Source organism: Nocardia altamirensis NBRC 108246 (assembly GCF_001612685.1).
In the GTDB taxonomy this organism is placed as follows: Bacteria; Actinomycetota; Actinomycetes; order Mycobacteriales; family Mycobacteriaceae; genus Nocardia; species Nocardia altamirensis.
Genome location: NZ_BDAY01000051.1, coordinates 78,569 through 93,143, shown reverse-complemented (window position 1 = coordinate 93,143; position 14,575 = coordinate 78,569). Strand labels below are relative to the sequence as shown.

General features: G+C 67.9%; 14 protein-coding genes and 1 pseudogene. 8 read left to right on the top strand and 7 right to left on the bottom strand.

Annotation, left to right across the window (positions count from 1 at the left end; all coding sequences use genetic code 11):
• Nucleotides 1–474, bottom strand: a pseudogene (locus NA11_RS26265) (glycosyltransferase); the annotation flags it as partial.
• 204 nt (nt 475–678) lie between these two features.
• Between NA11_RS26265 and NA11_RS26260 the strand changes: the two are divergent.
• On the top strand, nt 679–2,304 hold the full coding sequence (locus NA11_RS26260; RefSeq protein WP_069164679.1) for a DUF885 family protein: 1,626 nt from the start codon (nt 679–681) through the stop codon (nt 2,302–2,304).
• A 3-nt stretch (nt 2,305–2,307) separates the two neighbouring features.
• On the opposite strand, the gene bioB is transcribed toward NA11_RS26260, so the two are convergent.
• Together bioB and NA11_RS26250 are read right to left on the bottom strand one after the other, a co-directional pair.
• Nucleotides 2,308–3,372: a biotin synthase BioB gene (gene bioB / locus NA11_RS26255; protein WP_069164657.1), complete on the bottom strand. Its 1,065-nt coding sequence runs from the start codon at nt 3,370–3,372 to the stop codon at nt 2,308–2,310.
• Between the two features lie 101 nt (nt 3,373–3,473).
• Nucleotides 3,474–4,478, bottom strand: coding sequence for a YeiH family protein (locus tag NA11_RS26250; protein ID WP_069164656.1), 1,005 nt, complete (start codon nt 4,476–4,478; stop codon nt 3,474–3,476).
• Nucleotides 4,479–4,610: 132 nt separating this feature from the next.
• Between NA11_RS26250 and NA11_RS26245 the strand changes: the two genes are divergently transcribed.
• Nucleotides 4,611–5,540: a LysR substrate-binding domain-containing protein gene (locus NA11_RS26245; RefSeq protein WP_069164655.1), complete on the top strand. Its 930-nt coding sequence runs from the start codon at nt 4,611–4,613 to the stop codon at nt 5,538–5,540.
• A 24-nt stretch (nt 5,541–5,564) separates the two neighbouring features.
• On the opposite strand, the gene NA11_RS26240 is transcribed toward NA11_RS26245, so the two are convergent.
• Complete coding sequence (locus NA11_RS26240) at nt 5,565–6,368, bottom strand: SDR family NAD(P)-dependent oxidoreductase (RefSeq protein ID WP_069164678.1); 804 nt, start codon at nt 6,366–6,368, stop codon at nt 5,565–5,567.
• Between the two features lie 437 nt (nt 6,369–6,805).
• Here NA11_RS26240 and NA11_RS26235 point away from each other — a divergent pair, with 437 nt between their 5' ends.
• The 3 genes from NA11_RS26235 (at nt 6,806) to NA11_RS26230 (ending at nt 9,455) form a co-directional block, all read left to right on the top strand.
• Nucleotides 6,806–8,272 (top strand): three-helix bundle dimerization domain-containing protein, encoded by a 1,467-nt coding sequence (locus tag NA11_RS26235; protein ID WP_245746170.1) that lies wholly within the window; start codon nt 6,806–6,808, stop codon nt 8,270–8,272.
• A 169-nt stretch (nt 8,273–8,441) separates the two neighbouring features.
• Nucleotides 8,442–8,576 carry a hypothetical protein gene (locus NA11_RS47080; RefSeq protein ID WP_281197098.1) on the top strand — a complete coding sequence of 45 codons (135 nt, stop codon included), beginning with the start codon at nt 8,442–8,444 and terminating at the stop codon, nt 8,574–8,576.
• 123 nt (nt 8,577–8,699) lie between these two features.
• A complete protein-coding gene (locus NA11_RS26230; protein WP_069164676.1) occupies nt 8,700–9,455 on the top strand; it encodes an alpha/beta fold hydrolase in 756 nt (251 codons plus the stop codon).
• A gap of 84 nt (nt 9,456–9,539) precedes the next feature.
• On the opposite strand, the gene NA11_RS26225 is transcribed toward NA11_RS26230, so the two are convergent.
• The 3 genes from NA11_RS26225 to NA11_RS26215 form a co-directional block, all read right to left on the bottom strand.
• Nucleotides 9,540–10,172 carry a DUF305 domain-containing protein gene (locus tag NA11_RS26225; RefSeq protein ID WP_069164654.1) on the bottom strand — a complete coding sequence of 211 codons (633 nt, stop codon included), beginning with the start codon at nt 10,170–10,172 and terminating at the stop codon, nt 9,540–9,542.
• Between the two features lie 83 nt (nt 10,173–10,255).
• Complete coding sequence (locus tag NA11_RS26220) at nt 10,256–10,864, bottom strand: hypothetical protein (protein WP_069164653.1); 609 nt, start codon at nt 10,862–10,864, stop codon at nt 10,256–10,258.
• A gap of 47 nt (nt 10,865–10,911) precedes the next feature.
• Complete coding sequence (locus NA11_RS26215) at nt 10,912–11,502, bottom strand: AMIN-like domain-containing (lipo)protein (RefSeq protein ID WP_069164675.1); 591 nt, start codon at nt 11,500–11,502, stop codon at nt 10,912–10,914.
• 191 nt (nt 11,503–11,693) lie between these two features.
• Here NA11_RS26215 and NA11_RS26210 point away from each other — a divergent pair, with 191 nt between their 5' ends.
• The 3 genes from NA11_RS26210 (at nt 11,694) to NA11_RS26200 (ending at nt 14,559) form a co-directional block, all read left to right on the top strand.
• Nucleotides 11,694–12,299 carry a hypothetical protein gene (locus NA11_RS26210; RefSeq protein WP_069164652.1) on the top strand — a complete coding sequence of 202 codons (606 nt, stop codon included), beginning with the start codon at nt 11,694–11,696 and terminating at the stop codon, nt 12,297–12,299.
• A gap of 117 nt (nt 12,300–12,416) precedes the next feature.
• Nucleotides 12,417–13,568 carry a class I SAM-dependent methyltransferase gene (locus NA11_RS26205; RefSeq protein ID WP_069164651.1) on the top strand — a complete coding sequence of 384 codons (1,152 nt, stop codon included), beginning with the start codon at nt 12,417–12,419 and terminating at the stop codon, nt 13,566–13,568.
• A gap of 124 nt (nt 13,569–13,692) precedes the next feature.
• The gene (locus tag NA11_RS26200) at nt 13,693–14,559 is read left to right on the top strand and encodes a Bax inhibitor-1/YccA family protein (protein ID WP_069164650.1); all 867 of its coding nucleotides are present in this window, start codon (nt 13,693–13,695) and stop codon (nt 14,557–14,559) included.
• Nucleotides 14,560–14,575: the final 16 nt, after the last annotated feature.

Below are 14,575 nucleotides of genomic sequence, written 5' to 3'. Positions count from 1 at the left end.
CGTGCGCACCTCGGCCGCGCCGAGTGCGGCGCAGGCCATCGCGCGCCGCGACCGTGAGCGCTGCCGCGCCCCGATGGTGAAGTGCGGTAACGCCTGCTCGGCCAGTTCCGGCTTGCGCGCGACGACCGAGCCGAGCGCCCAGAGCGCGCGACCCCAGTGGTCTTCGACGCCCGGTTCGTCCTGCCAGCTCAGGTCGGCGCCGCGCCGGTTGTGGCAGCGGCCGTCCTCGGTGAGCGCGTCGATGACGAAACGCGCGTAGATCGTTGCGAGTGCGTCCAATTCCGGCGTCGGTTCGGGTTCGCGGACCACCACGACGAGCGCGCGGGCGACGTCATCGAGGCTGTAACCGTTCTCGTGCCTGGGTGTGGTGAATTTGGCGTGCTCGAAGATTCCGTGCGCATCGCTCAGTCGCAACAGATGGGCGTAGGAGATGGTGCTCGTGCTCTTGCTCTTCGCTTCGGACCGAACTGACACAATGTCAGCCTTTCTGCTTCGAGGCAGCGCCGACGGTGCCGCTGTCTGCAGCCATTCGATTGGCTGATCGTGTCGCACTGAATCGCTCGGAATCCACGCCGGAGTACGACACGGGCGGATCGACCACTAGGCCACGATCTTAACACCCGAGCCGTGCCAGAAAATCGGCGCGCCCGGTTCCGGCGCGAATTGTATTGTGCGGACATGAGTTCAGCGAGACTCGCAGATGAGTTCTGGAGCTGGCGGTTGGCCACCCTGCCCGACTCCAGTGACGACCTGCCAAGGGTGGAACGGCCGGACGGGTGGTTGCCCGACTGGTCGCCCGCGGCGATCGGGCGGCGCAAGGACGTGTTGGCCGACCTCACCCGCAGGCATCGGGCCTTGGATCTGTCCGCGGAGCCGGTCGCGGACCAGGTCGACGGCAGGTTGCTCGGCGTTGCGCTCGCCAAGGTGCACTGGGAGCTGGAGCTGATCCGGGCCTGGGAGCGTGATCCCGGGTTCTATATCCAGCAGAGCCTTGGCCCGATCTATGTGACGCTGCTCGTGCCGCCGCCGTTCGACGACGCCAGGGCGGCGACGATTCTCGCGTTGCTGCGCCACGTTCCGGTTGTCCTCGACGACGCCATGGCCAATCTTGCCGACCGCGCGAGCGCGCCGTTCGCGCAGAGCGCGGTGCGGCAGCTCGACGAAGCGGCGGGCTCGCTCGATATCGCGATGACGGCGCTGATTCCGTTCCTGCCTGACGAATTCGCCGCCGAGCTTCCTGCTGCGAACAGGGTGGCTGCCGATGCCGTTGCGGCTTATCGGGATTGGCTCGTGTCGGCACTGCCGTCGTTCGGCCATGTCGAACCGGTCGGACCGGATGGTCTCGCCTACTTCCTGCATCACGTTGCGCTGCTTCCCTATTCGGCACAGCAGGTACGCGAGATGGCACGGCAGGAATGGCATCGAGCCATCGCCACCGAGGCGGTGCTTCGTACCCGGCATCGCGATGTGCCCGCGGCGCCGCTGCCCGCCGATGTGCGCGAGCAGGTGGAGCGCCAGACCGCCGACGAGGCGCGGGTGCGCGAGTTCGCGGACGAACGCGGCCTGCTGAGTCAGCCGAAGACGTTGCGACACTATCGATTCGCGCCGCTGCCGCCCTACCTCGCGCCGCTCACCTGGCTGGGTGTGCACGACGACCTGACCGGTCCGAGCAGAATGGACGACGACGCCATCCGCTATGTCCCGCCGCCGCACGCGGAACTCCCGTATTTCGATCGCGCCGCCGCCGTCGACCCGCGCACTGCGATCGTGCACGAGGGTGTGCACGCCCAGCAGGTCGCGATCGGCTGGCACCACGACAATCCGGCCCGCCGGCGGTTCTACGACTCGGTGCCCAACGAGGGCATCGCCTTCTACTACGAAGAGCTGATGCTGCAGGCAGGCCTGTTCGACGACGCACCGGCGAGCGCGATCTTCGTGGCAAACGCCATGCGGCTACGGGCCTTACGCGTCGAGATCGATATCGCGCTCGCGCTCGGCGAGCTCACCATCGAGGACGCCGCGCACCGGCTGGCGGTCACGGTGCCGCTGGATCACGAGACGGCCTGGGACGAGGCAGTTTTCTTCGCAGGCTTCCCCGGCCAGGCGCTGAGCTACCAGATCGGCAAACTGCAGATTCAGGACCTGCTCGCCACCGCGGTGCGGGAACACGGCGACGCGTTCGACCTCCAGGAGTTCCACGACCGCCTCTGGCGCGAAGGCAATGTCCCCCTCGCACTGCAGCGTTGGGAGTTGCTCGGCCTGCGCGACCACCTCGACGAGGCCGACCGGCGCGCGCAGCCGTAGCACTCAGGCGTTCGCGGGCAGCGCGGTGCCTGCGCCGCGGCGGCGGATGGCGACCAGGTCGTGGCGGGCCGCCGGGAGGGTCTGGTCCTCGACGCCCTCGACGAGAAAGCCTGCGTCGGCGATCATCTGACGGTCGTCGGCGCCGGGCTGGCCCTCGCTGGTGAGGTAATCGCCGAGGAACATCGAGTTGGCCAGGTGCAGCGCCAGCGGTTGCAGGCTGCGCAGGTGGATCTCGCGCCCGCCGGCCAGGCGCACCTCCACGTCGGGAAAGTAGAACCGGAACAGCGCGAGGATGCGCAGACAGCGATCCGGCGTCAGGTCCCAGCGGTCGCCAAGCGGCGTGCCGTCGAACGGGATCAGGAAGTTCACCGGCACCGAGTCCGGATCCAGTTCCCGCAGTGCGACAGCGAGATCCACGATGTCGTCGTCGGATTCCCCCATGCCGAAGATCGCACCGGAGCAGGGGGACAAGCCTGCCGTCGTGGCCCGGCGCAGAGTGTCGACCCGGTCGTCGAAGGTGTGGGTCGAGCAGATGTCCGCGTAGCGCGCCTCGCTGGTGTTCAGGTTGTGGCTGTAGGCATGCGCGCCTGCGGCGGCGAGGCGTTCGGCCTGCCCTTCGGCCAGCAGGCCGAGACAGACACAGACCTCGACCTGCGGATTGTCCTCGGTGATCGCGGCGATCGTGTCTTCGATGCGCCGGATGTCCCGGTCGCCGGGGCCTCGGCCGCTGGCCACCAGGCACACCCGCTTTGCGCCTGCCTGCACCGCCTGGTTCGCGACTTCGGCGGCTTTGGCCGGGGTGATCCACGAATACTTGAGCACCTCCGACGCAGAGCCGAGGCGCTGCGAGCAGTAGCCGCAATCCTCCGGGCACAGGCCGCTTTTCATGTTCACGATGGTGTTCAGCTTCACCCGCCGCCCGAAGAACTCGCGTCGCACCCTGGCGCCTGCCGCGATTACGTCGAGTAGTTCGAAGGATTCGGACAACACCGTGAGCGCCTCGGCGCGCGTCGGGGCCTCGCACCGTATTGCTTTGTCCGCCAAATGATCCAGTTGTTCAGCTGTCATGACGGCCACCGTACCAACAGACTTGAACGGTGTTCAAGTATTTTCTTGAACGGTGTTCATGTATACCGTTCATCAGGGGGAATGCTGCTTGCTGTGGGGTGTCACCACCAGCCGGTGGCCAGTTGCAGTGCGAGACTGGAGGTGCCGAGAACGACGGCGAGGATGCCGCCGAACAGCAGCGGGCGCGCGCCTGCGGTGCGCAGTTGCTGCCAGGTCAGACTGGTGCCGATGGCGGCAAGGACCGCGGCGATGAGCCATCCGCTGAGCCGGGCCAGCGAAGCGGTCAGCGAGTCCGGCAACACGCCGAGTCCGGCAATGAGGGATGCGCCGAGGAACAGCACGACGAACAGCGGAAACACCTGCCATAGCGGCGTGTTCGCGGCGTGATCCGGTTCGCTGCGGCGCTTCGCGAGGTGCAGGCCGACGCACAGCGGGACGATCATCAGGCTGCGAACGAGCTTGACGATCACCGCGAAATGCGCTGCGGCAGGCCCGAAGACGACACCTGCGGCCAGCACCGAGGAGGTGTCGTTGATGGCGGTACCCGCCCAGAGCCCGAATGCTTCCTGTGACAAGCCGAGTAGCCGACCGAGCGGTGGATAGACCAGAACCGCAACGACATTGAAGACGAAAATGGTGGCGAGCGCGTAGGCGACCCGGTGGCGATCCGGCTTGAGCACCGCGGTGGCGGCGGCGATGGCGGAGGCGCCGCAGATGGTCGTGCCGACCGCGACCAACGTCGCCGACTCGCGATTGAGGGCGAGCAGGCGGCCGACGACCACCGCGGCGACGGCGCCTGCGACGAGCGTGCCGATCAGCACCACGGCGGTGTCGCGGCCGACGGTGAGCACCGAACCGACCGGCATGCCGAGGCCGAGCAGCACGATGGCGACGGCGAGGAAGCGCTGCTTGGTCAGCGTCAGCCCCGGCCCGAGCGGCCCAGTGTCGGAGACGAATCGGCGTCCGGCGGCACCGACGGCAATACCGCCGAACAGGGCGAGCACCGGCCCGCCGACGATCGGCAGCACGGTGCCGAGCAGGGTCGCCGCGGTCGCCAACGCCGCCGCCACCAGCAGGCCGGGACCGAATCGACGGAGATGCGTCATCTCTCAGACAATCGTGCACGCACCGCGGGCCGGGTAGCCGCCGATTCGAGACGACCCCATCAGCGCCGCTGATGAGCACCCGTGCGGTTGAGGGGGTGCCAACGGTGTTGGGCGCGACCATAATCGGTGTGTATGACGCTATCGCCGGGGACACCTGAACTGGAGGTGCTCGATCTGCTCGTCTCTGTCGCGGAGCTCGGCAGCCTCGGCGCGGCCGCGCGCAGGCACGGCATCAGCCAGCCTGCCGCGAGCATGCGGATCAGCACGCTGGAGCGTCGGCTGCGGTTGCGTCTGCTCGACCGCAGCCCGACCGGGTCGGCATTGACCGATGCCGGCCGCTCGGTGGTCGGGCACGCCCGCTTGGTGCTCGAGGCCGCGCAGGCCTTCACCGCCGGTGTCGCCGCGCTGCACGCCGCCGAGGTGCCCCGGCTGCGGGTCGCCGCGTCCAAGACGATCGCCGATCATCGGATTCCACAGTGGCTCAACGCGTTGCGGGCCAGCTGTCCCGAGGTGGCGGTGTCCCTCGAGGTGGACAACACCCGCCACGTCGAGGCGCTGGTGCGCGACTGTGCTGCCGATATCGGATTCGTGGAGGGCCCGCACCCGCCCTCCGGCCTCGGCAGCCGGGTGCTCGGCGCTGATGAACTGGTGGTCGTCGTCGGGTCGGCCCATCCGTGGGCGCGCCGCAGTACGCCGGTCACGCTGCGCGAACTGGCGACCACCCCGCTGCTCTGGCGCGAGCCTGGCTCCGGCACCAGGGACACCGTCTGGGAGATCCTCGGCGCCGAATGCCAACCGGCCATGCCCGCAGCCGAGTTGGGCTCTGCGGTGGCGATCTCCGCCGCGGCACGGGCTGCGGTGGCACCCGCGGTGCTGAGCAGGCTGATCGCGGAGCCCGATCTGACGAGCGGAACGCTCGTTGAAGTGCCCGTGGCGGATTCGGTGGTGCTGACCCGGAAGTTTCGCGCGATATGGCGGCGTCAAACACCGCCGTCCGGCGCGGCGGGCGTGCTGGCCGAGCATGCCGCGCGGCTGGAGGCGCGCGACGCTCGGCATTGGTGATTCCGCGGGCTCGAGCCTGACGGGTTATCGCGCCAGTCCGTGGGCGCGCGCGATGAGGCGCTCCATCACTGTGCGCGGCAACAACTTACGCACCGCAAACATGACTGGGGCATTGCTGCCGACGGCATAGAGCGGGGCGGGGCGATCGGCCTCGATGGCCTTGACGATGGTGCCCGCAACCCGGTCGGCGGTAATGCCTTTCGCCTGTTGCTCATCCAATTTGGCCATGAACGAGGTGAAGTCGGCGGTGTGCGGCGAGCCGTCGGTGAGGTACCTCGTCCTGCGCTCGCGCAGTCCGGTATTGATCTGGCCAGGCTCGATCGTGGTCAGCCACACGCCGAACGGCGATTCCTCGAATCGCGCCGCCACCGCGAAAGCCTTCAATGCCGCCTTGGTCGCCGCGTAGGAGGATCGGTACGGCATCGGGAAGCTCGCGATCATCGACCCGACCATCACCACCCGCCCGTACCCGCGCTCGCGCATGCCGGGCAGCACCGCCTGGGTCAGCGCCACCGGCCCGAGCACGTTCAGCCGGAACAGCCGCTCCACCGCGTCGGCGGGCAGCTCGGCCAGCGCACCCGCCTGACTTTCGCCCGCGTTGTTGACCAGCACGTCGACCGCGCCGAGCCCGGCGACGAACGCGTCGATCGACGCGCTGTCGGTCAGATCGAGCGCCCGGTACTCCACCCCGGCGGCGCGTGCATCCGCGCCGAGGCCTTCGGGTTTCCGGCTCGTCCCGATCACCCGATAGCCCCGCGCGACCAGTGCGGTTGCCGTCGCCTTCCCGATTCCGGACGAAGCGCCGGTGACAACTGCTGTGCGCGGCATGAGCATCTCCTTCGGCAGCGACTCCTGCCTGACGATAGCGCGTTCGGCGTACGCCGGTGTTTGTCGATGCCTGGGAGCTGCGTCTGTGCGCCGACCAGCGTAGGCGCGGCGGTGGGGCAAACGCGAGCGCAACAGTGGGTAGCGCAGGGGAGATGTCGACTTGAATTCTGCGGACGGGTGTGCGAGCGGTCGTTCGGGGTTCTGCGGTATCAGGGAGTGCGTGCCTCGTCCCATGCAGGCGTCGCGGCAGCGCTCTGAGCTGCGACGACACACTTGGGCGGCGGGCGACGGGCGCGTGCCCCGTGGCGATCTGTGCCGCGATCGGGCCGTTTTCCAGCGGTTTCCGGTCGGGTGTGTTGGGGCTAGGGTTGGCCGGTCGCGACGGGGCTCGCCGCCGTCGCAGGATGCTGGCCGATGTGATGCCCGAGGAGCATGTAGTGGTTGCCGACACTGTTCGGGAGGAGCAGGCGATCCGTCAGCTGACGGAGCGGTTGGTCGAAAACTTCAGCGGCACTTACTCGGCGGAGCAGATCGAGGCGGTGGTGGCGACCGCCCGCAGGCGATTCCAAGGCCATCCGGTGCGCCAGTTCGTCCCGATCCTGGTGGAGCGCACCGCGCGTCGACAGCTGGAACGCCCGGCCGAGATGGTGGGTGTGGTTGCGGCGCAGGCCGATCCGGCGTACACCACGATGCCGCCGCACCGGTGGCCGACGACGGACGAACGCCTCGCGAAGCAGGTACCCGCGCCGGCGGAAGGTGCCTCGCCCGAGTCAGTGCGGGAAACCTGGTCCACGAACAAGCGTTTCGCGCCCGCGGCGGTCGCCGCGGTGGTCGCGGCGCTGGTGGTGGTGACCGTCGTGACGATCGCGCTCGCGATCCGCAAGCCCGGCCCCGCGCCGACGCCTACGCTCGCCGCGCCGGTCGGGCCGGTCTCGGTGGTGCGCGGTGTGGTCGGCTCCGAGAAGCTGCCGTTCTTCCAGGATCCGAAGGTCGCCGAGGTGCTGGCGCGCAACGGGATGAAGGTCGAGGTCGATCCGGCGGGGTCGCGCGAGATCGCCACCTCGATCGACCTGGCGAAGTACGACTTCGCCTTTCCGTCCAGCGAGCAGTCGGCACAGCGAATTCAGCGACAGCGCAACGTGACCGCGAAATACACGCCGTTCTCCTCGCCGATGGCGATCGCGACGTACACGCCGATCTTCGACCTGCTGGCCAAGGCGGGCGTGGTGCGCCCCGGTCCGGTGCCCACGTTCGACATGGCCAAGTATCTGACGATGGTCGGCAACCGCACGCGGTGGGACGACCTGCCGGACAACGCCGCCTTTCCGGTGCACAAGAACCTGTTGATCTCCACCACCGACCCGCGCAGCTCCAACTCCGCTGCGATGTACCTCGCCATCGCGAGCTATGTCGCGAACAACAACTCGATCGTGCAGGGCGACTCGGCCGAGCAGAACGTCATTCCCACGGTGGCAAGGCTTTTCGTCGGCCAGGGGTACACCCAGAACAGCAGCGAAGGCCCGTTCGAGAACTACCTCACCGGCGGCATGGGCCCGACGCCGATGGTCTGGATCTATGAGGCGCAGTTCGTCGAGGCCACCGTGCGCGGGCAGGCCAAGCCCGATATGACGCTGCTGTACCCGTCGCCGACCATCCTGTCCCGGCACACCGTTGTGCCGTTCGACGATGCGGGGGATCGGCTCGGGCGGCTGCTGACCACCGACCCCGACCTGCAGCGGCTCGCCGCCGCACACGGCTTCCGCACCGGCGACGCCGCCCAGTTCGGCAAAGTGGCGGCCGAGCACAACATCCCGGTCGCCCCTGACGTCCTCGACGTGATCAGCACCCCCACCTTCGACACCTTGGAGCGCCTACTCGACGGAGTCGGCAAGTCCTACAACTGATCCAGGTCGGCGCCGATCCACCCTCGATCGCTGAATGCGAGCCTGACCTGCGCGTGCGTGGAGTCACCGCGGCGGTCGGAGCAGGCTGAGATGTGCATGAAAGGCCGGTGAGACGTCCGCGCTGAAGTATTGCCGACAGCACAAGTCGCCACTACTCGAAGGAACGTCCATGCATCGCCGAATTCTCTGCACGATCTCGAAGGGGCAGGCCACCATCCAGTCCATCGGGCCCGACCTCGCCAAGGCGAGCCTGCACCTGTCCGAGGTCAACCGCACCGAGTGCATTCCGGGTGCGCCCAAGTAGTTCGGCGCCAGGGTGATTCGGTTCCGCGGCGGACACAGCGCCACCGGAGTCGCTGCGTCAATGGCGACGCACCGCCACGGAACCGAAGCCACATCGTGACGACAGTCAGTGAAGGAGGTCGAGGTGGACTCGACGAATTCCGCTATCCGCCTGCAGGTGCACCAGTGGGGTGACGGGCCGCCGGTGGTCTTGGTGCACGGCAGCATTCTCGGCGGTCGCGAGGCCTGGCGCGCCCAGCGCCCGCTGACCGACCGGTGGACGCTGCTCGCGCCGGACCGCCCCGGCCACGGCGGAACGCCCTACGCGCGACAGGATTTCGAGCCGGAGGCACGGCTGGTCGCCGATCAACTGCTCGACCGGCCCGTGCATCTGGTCGGGCTGTCCTACGGCGCGATCGTGTCGATGTACGCCGCCGCACACCGGCCCGAGCACGTCCGCTCGCTCACCGTTGTCGAGCCACCGCTGTTCGGCATCGCCCGCGGTAATCCCGACGTCGATGCCATGGCCGCGGCGACGCGGGAGCTCATCGAAGGCGTCGATGACCCCGCGGACGTGGCTTTGCGTCGATTCTTCGACCTTGTCGGAGTTCCGGTGGAGCTCGGCGAGCCGATACCCGAGGTGCTGCTCGCGGGCATGCGGCAACTCCTTGGTGCGCGCCCGCCCGACGAGGCGGCGCCGCCGGTGCACGTGCTGCGTGCGGCGCAGTTCCCGATCCTGTCGGTCTCCGGTGGGCACGCGCCCGCCTTCGAGGCCGTCTGTGACGCCATCGCCGAGCAGACCGGCGCCGAACGTGCGGTATGTCCGGGCATGGGTCACCTGGTGCCAGATACCGGCGAGCCGTTCAACGCCTTGCTGGAGAAGTTCTTCCACCGCGCGTGACCGGAGCGGCCGGAGGGGAGTCGGTCCGGAGCCGTGCCTGCCGCACCGGGACAACGCATGTCCCGGTGCGGCGGACTGATCCGATCAGCGCTGGCCGAGCATGCCTCGCATCGTGTCGATTTCGGCGCGCTGGCCGTCGATGATGGTCCTGGCCAACGTCTTCGACTCAGCATTCGAGCCGCTTGCGAGTTCGGTCTCGGCCATCGCGACCGCACCGGTGTGATGCTCGATCATCATGGTCAGCCACTGGCGATCGAAGTCGGGGCCGGACGCTGCCTGCAATGCGGTCATCTGCTCAGCGCCCATCATCCCCGGCATGTCGTGACCGCCGTGGCCGCCCGCGCTCGGCGCAGGCTTGCCGAAACCCTGGAGCAGCGTGGTGATCTGCTGCATCTCCGGTGCCTGCGCCTGCTCCACCTTCGTGGCCAGCGCGCGCAGCTCCGAGTTCTGGGTCCGGCTCGACACCATCTTCGCCATGTCCACCGCCTGCGCATGATGCGGGTACATCATCGTGAGGAAGGTGACGTCGGCATCGTTGAAATCACTGCGGGCCGCAGGCGTTTTCGATGATGCGGGGGTGCTCGACGTGCCGTGCTCCATGCCGGGCATGGAGTTGTTCGTGCCGGAGTCGTTGTCGCTACAGCCTGCGACGAACAGGGCGGTCGCGGCGACGGCTGCGGCGACGGCGGACGTGATCCGGGTACGGGTGATGAACATGGTTGTGCTCCTTGCGATATGCGAATGATGGGGGACAGGCACGACACAGCGGCGACCATCGGAAAACGGTCGCCGGGTACCTGTCAGATCCGCAGAATCGACAATTCGGCAAGGGAGAGCACGGTCCACGGCGGTGCCCGCTCGCGCCGTCGCCGCAGATACCGGGGCCGCGTGAGGCCGGTGCCCGGCCGATCGACGGCCATCCGATAGAGCAGTACCAGCCCGAACAGCAACGCGATCGTGGACAGGATGAACACGCATCCGTGCATCCCGCCGTGGGCGCCCGCGCAGCCACCGCCCGCGCAATCCGCCCCTCCCGCACCGTGATCCGGTAGCGGGAACATCGAGCCGAGCGCGGAAGTCGCCATCGGTGGCGTGGCGTCCAGCGCCAGCAGCTGACCGAGCCCATGCCCGGCAGGTATCGCCGTAGCGTCTGCGGCGTCGATGCTGTGGCTGTTGCCTGGGCCGGGCTGGGCAGACGCGAGCTTCGCGGTGGTGGAGCCGAGTTGTACTGGCGAGCCGTGCTGAGCGGCCGCCATGTCATGAGCGGTGGCAGGCAGCCGAGTGCTGTGCTCGTGATCCGGCAGCGCGAACACCGCCGCATGCATCGCCACGATCCCTGTGAGCAGCAACAACACACCGAGCGCCCGGGCGAACCCGGTCATCGTGCGTGGGAGTTGCTGTTCGAACACGCGGCCAGTCTAGCGTCGGCTCTCAATACCCCCTAGTGGTACCGGTGCTATGCGGTGTATATGTCGATGACCAAGCGGGTCGGGTTGCTGAGCGTGCTGACGGCGAACCCGGGCCGGTCCGCGTTGACGCCGATGAACGACTGGGTGGTGCCTTCGAACACGAGAGTCCGATAGACGCCCGCGATCCCAGGTGCGCTCGGATCGGTCGCGGGGTCCGGCCCGGAATACGGCGTCACCGCACTGTCGAACGGGTATGCCGAGCCGAGGATCTGCACCTCCAGAATGGAGACGCCCGCCACGTCGACGACCTTCCCGCTGCCGTCCTGTACGGCCCGGTCGGCGTATTGCACGACCCAGCCTGGCGTGCCCTGACCGCCGAGGTCGTAGACCACCCGGTCGTAGCCGGACTGCCGGCCGATTCTGATGCCGGTCACCGTGAGGCCCGCGCCGTTGGAGGCGGTGCCGCGCTTGGGGTGCGCATCGCGCGGGGTGGTCGGCTCGACGGCGAGGGTGCCGGTCGTCGTTCCCGGCGCCGCGCTGTTCGCGCTGGTTCCGTCGACGTCACAGCCGCTGAGCAGCGCTGCCGTCAGAAGCAGTGCCGCGGGAGCGGTGATCATCCCCACCATGCTGTTGCGCATGGGGCTGATGGTAAACGCCGCGCGGCACGGCATGCGGGATTTCGCGCGGCGCGACGTCGGCGGGCCGCTGGGGTTTCTCGATGTTTGCCGATGGACATCCACGGCGGATGAACCGGTCGCGGGTCTGCCTCGTGGTTGTTGATGACCGGACGCGACCAAGCGTCAATTGATCCCTCCGGAGGACTTGAATAATGCTGTCGACCAAGCACTTCCAGCGCGCCGCGCTGCCATTCGCCGCTGCCTCGGTCATTCTCGCCGGTGTGCTGAGCGCCTGTGGAAGCTCGGGCACCGCGAAACCGGCCCCCGCTCCTGCCCCGGCACCCGCGGCGGCGACCTCGGCCGTGGCGCCCGCGGGTGCGCCGCAGAGCCAGGTGCCCGCCAAGACCCAGGGCTGGCTGAAGATCTACCGCGGGACCGCGCCGACCGGCGCGAATGCCGTGCAGCTCGCGATCGCCGACAATAATGCTGTCGGACAGTATGTTACGGCGACCGACCGCGCGGTCTACCGCTTCGACAAGGACACCAACAACCCGCCTACCTCGAATTGCGCGGGCGAATGCGCCACCACCTGGCCGCCGCTGCTCGTGCAGCGGGAGCAGGCGGTGTACGCGGCGGGCGTCGATCCGCAACTCATCGGCTTCATCGAACGTGCCGACGGCGCATGCCAAATCACGATTGCGGGCTGGCCGGTCTACTTCTTCGCCAAGGACCAGAAGCCTGGCGATCTGCTCGGGCAAGGCGTCGGTAAGGTCTGGCACGCGGTGACCCCTGCTGGCGGCAAGGCGGGCGTCAAATAGTCGAATCCGGTGCGGTGCTGACGATTTCGTCGTCCGCCTGGCTGCCGGTGCGGTGCGGAATCGCCGATTGACCGGCCCAGGTGTGACGAAGGGGCAACGATCTAGCACACTTGAGACGTGACAGATATCGAGGAAGTGCTCGGCCGGCTGCGGCGGTATCCCGATGTGGAGGCGTTGAACCTCTACGCCGTGGATGCCGCCGATCGGCTGATCCTCGATGTGGCCGCCGATGCCCTCGCCAGTGCTGATAGCGGAAAGATAGCTGTGATCGGTGACGCCTACGGTGCGCTGACCATCGGCGCGATCGCGGCACACGACCTGCGCGGGCTGCGGGTGCACCAGGATTTACTGACCGGCGAGCTGGCGCTGGCCAACAATGCGCGGGCGCTCGGGCTCGCCGATCGCTACACCGCGCAGCCGCTCGGACGAGCCCTGCTTGCCGACGCCACCGTGGTGTTGCTGCGGCTCCCCCGCGCGCTGGCCGGGCTCGTCGAGGTCGCCGACGCCATCGCGCGCTACGCCGATCCCGAGGTGGTGGTGTTCGCGGGCGGCCGGGACAAGTACCTGACGAAGTCGATGAACGACGTTCTCGCCGAATCGTTTTCCGAGGTCAGAGCGAGCCGTGGCAGACAGAAATCGCGGACCCTGCTGGTCAGCGGGCCGAAACCGGTGGGCGATCCGCCCTTTCCGGTCTGTGAACGGGTCGACGACCTCGACATAGACGTAGTCGCGCACGGCGCCGCATTCTCCGGCACCCGCCTCGACATCGGCACCCGGTTCCTGCTGCAGCACCTCAAATGGATGAAGCCCGACGCGCGCGAGGCCGTCGATCTCGGCTGCGGCACCGGGATACTGGCCGTCGCACTGTCCAAGGCGCGACCGGGCATCAAGGTGCTCGGCACCGATCAATCGGCGGCCGCGGTGGCCTCGGCCCAGGCGACGGTCGCCGTCAACGGGGTCGCCGACCGGGTGACCGTTGTCCGCGACGACGCGATGTCGACGGCGGCGGACAACAGCGCCGATCTGGTGCTGTGCAATCCGCCGTTCCATGTCGGCGCCGCCGTGCACACCGGATCGGCGATCAAGATGTTCGCCGAAACCGGCCGGGTGCTTCGGCCTGGCGGCGAGCTCTGGACGGTCTTCAACTCCCATCTGAACTATCGCGGAGTCATCGAGCGCATGGTCGGCCACACCGACGTGATGGGTCGAAACCGTAAATTCACGGTCACTCGGTCCGTGCGTGGTTTACACGACGCGCCGCAGCGGTAGAGTCCGAAATGTCCGCCTGGTCACGCCCCCGTGGGAACTAGTGCCGGGCAGCAAACGTTGAACCAGGCAGTTGGTATCGAGCGAAGGCTCGACGAACAGCGGCAACGACCAGAAAGGGACGCACGTGCGTACCACTTCGAATCCGGTTTTCAGAAACCTGCCTCGGCAAGAGGGCGGTGGCTACGCCAATTTCGGTTCGGGCGTCACCGGCGCGGGCCAAATGGGCCAGATGGGGCAGCAATACGGGAACCAGTACGGCCAGCAGTACCCGCCGCAGCCCTACCAGCAGGCGCCCGCCACCCGGGCGATGACCATCGATGACGTGGTCACCAAGACCGCGATCACGCTCGGCGTGCTGGCGCTGTCGGCGATCATCTCCTACGGCCTGACCAACGCGAACACCTCGCTGGCACCGCTTTTCGTCATCGGCGGCGGTCTCATCGGCCTGGTGCTCGTGCTCATCGCGACCTTCGCCAACAAGATGGACAACCCGGTCCTCGTGCTCTCGTACGCGGTCTTCGAGGGTCTGTTCGTCGGTGCGCTGTCGTTCATGTTCACCAACATCGAGTTCAGTGGCGTCGGCGGTAGCGCGATGATCGCGCAGGCGGTGCTCGGCACCTTCGGTGTCTTCGCAGGCATGCTCGTCGTCTACAAGACCGGCGCGATCCGCGTCACCCCGCGCTTCACCAGGATGATCGTCGGCGCCATGATCGGCGTGCTCGTGCTCGCGCTCGGCAACCTGGTCGCCAGCTTCTTCATCTCCGGCGGCCTCGGCCTGCGCGACGGCGGCCCGCTCGCGATCATCTTCAGCCTGGTGGTCATCGCGATCGCCGCGTTCAGCTTCCTGCTCGACTTCGACGCCGCCGATCAGCTGATCCGTGCACAGGCGCCGGAGAAGGCGGCCTGGGGCGTCGCGCTCGGCCTGACCGTCACCCTGGTCTGGCTGTACGTCGAGATCCTGCGCCTGCTGAGCTACTTCCAGCGCGACTGATAGCCAACTGGTAAGC

Bases quoted from the DNA above. Each gene is read 5' to 3' on its own strand.
- NA11_RS26260 (WP_069164679.1), top strand. From the start codon at position 679: ATGAGTTCAGCGAGACTCGCAGATGAGTTCTGGAGCTGGCGGTTGGCC.
- bioB (WP_069164657.1), bottom strand. From the start codon at position 3,372: ATGACAGCTGAACAACTGGATCATTTGGCGGACAAAGCAATACGGTGC.
- NA11_RS26250 (WP_069164656.1), bottom strand. From the start codon at position 4,478: ATGACGCATCTCCGTCGATTCGGTCCCGGCCTGCTGGTGGCGGCGGCG.
- NA11_RS26245 (WP_069164655.1), top strand. From the start codon at position 4,611: ATGACGCTATCGCCGGGGACACCTGAACTGGAGGTGCTCGATCTGCTC.
- NA11_RS26240 (WP_069164678.1), bottom strand. From the start codon at position 6,368: ATGCCGCGCACAGCAGTTGTCACCGGCGCTTCGTCCGGAATCGGGAAG.
- NA11_RS47080 (WP_281197098.1), top strand. From the start codon at position 8,442: ATGCATCGCCGAATTCTCTGCACGATCTCGAAGGGGCAGGCCACCATC.
- NA11_RS26225 (WP_069164654.1), bottom strand. From the start codon at position 10,172: ATGTTCATCACCCGTACCCGGATCACGTCCGCCGTCGCCGCAGCCGTC.
- NA11_RS26215 (WP_069164675.1), bottom strand. From the start codon at position 11,502: ATGCGCAACAGCATGGTGGGGATGATCACCGCTCCCGCGGCACTGCTT.
- NA11_RS26210 (WP_069164652.1), top strand. From the start codon at position 11,694: ATGCTGTCGACCAAGCACTTCCAGCGCGCCGCGCTGCCATTCGCCGCT.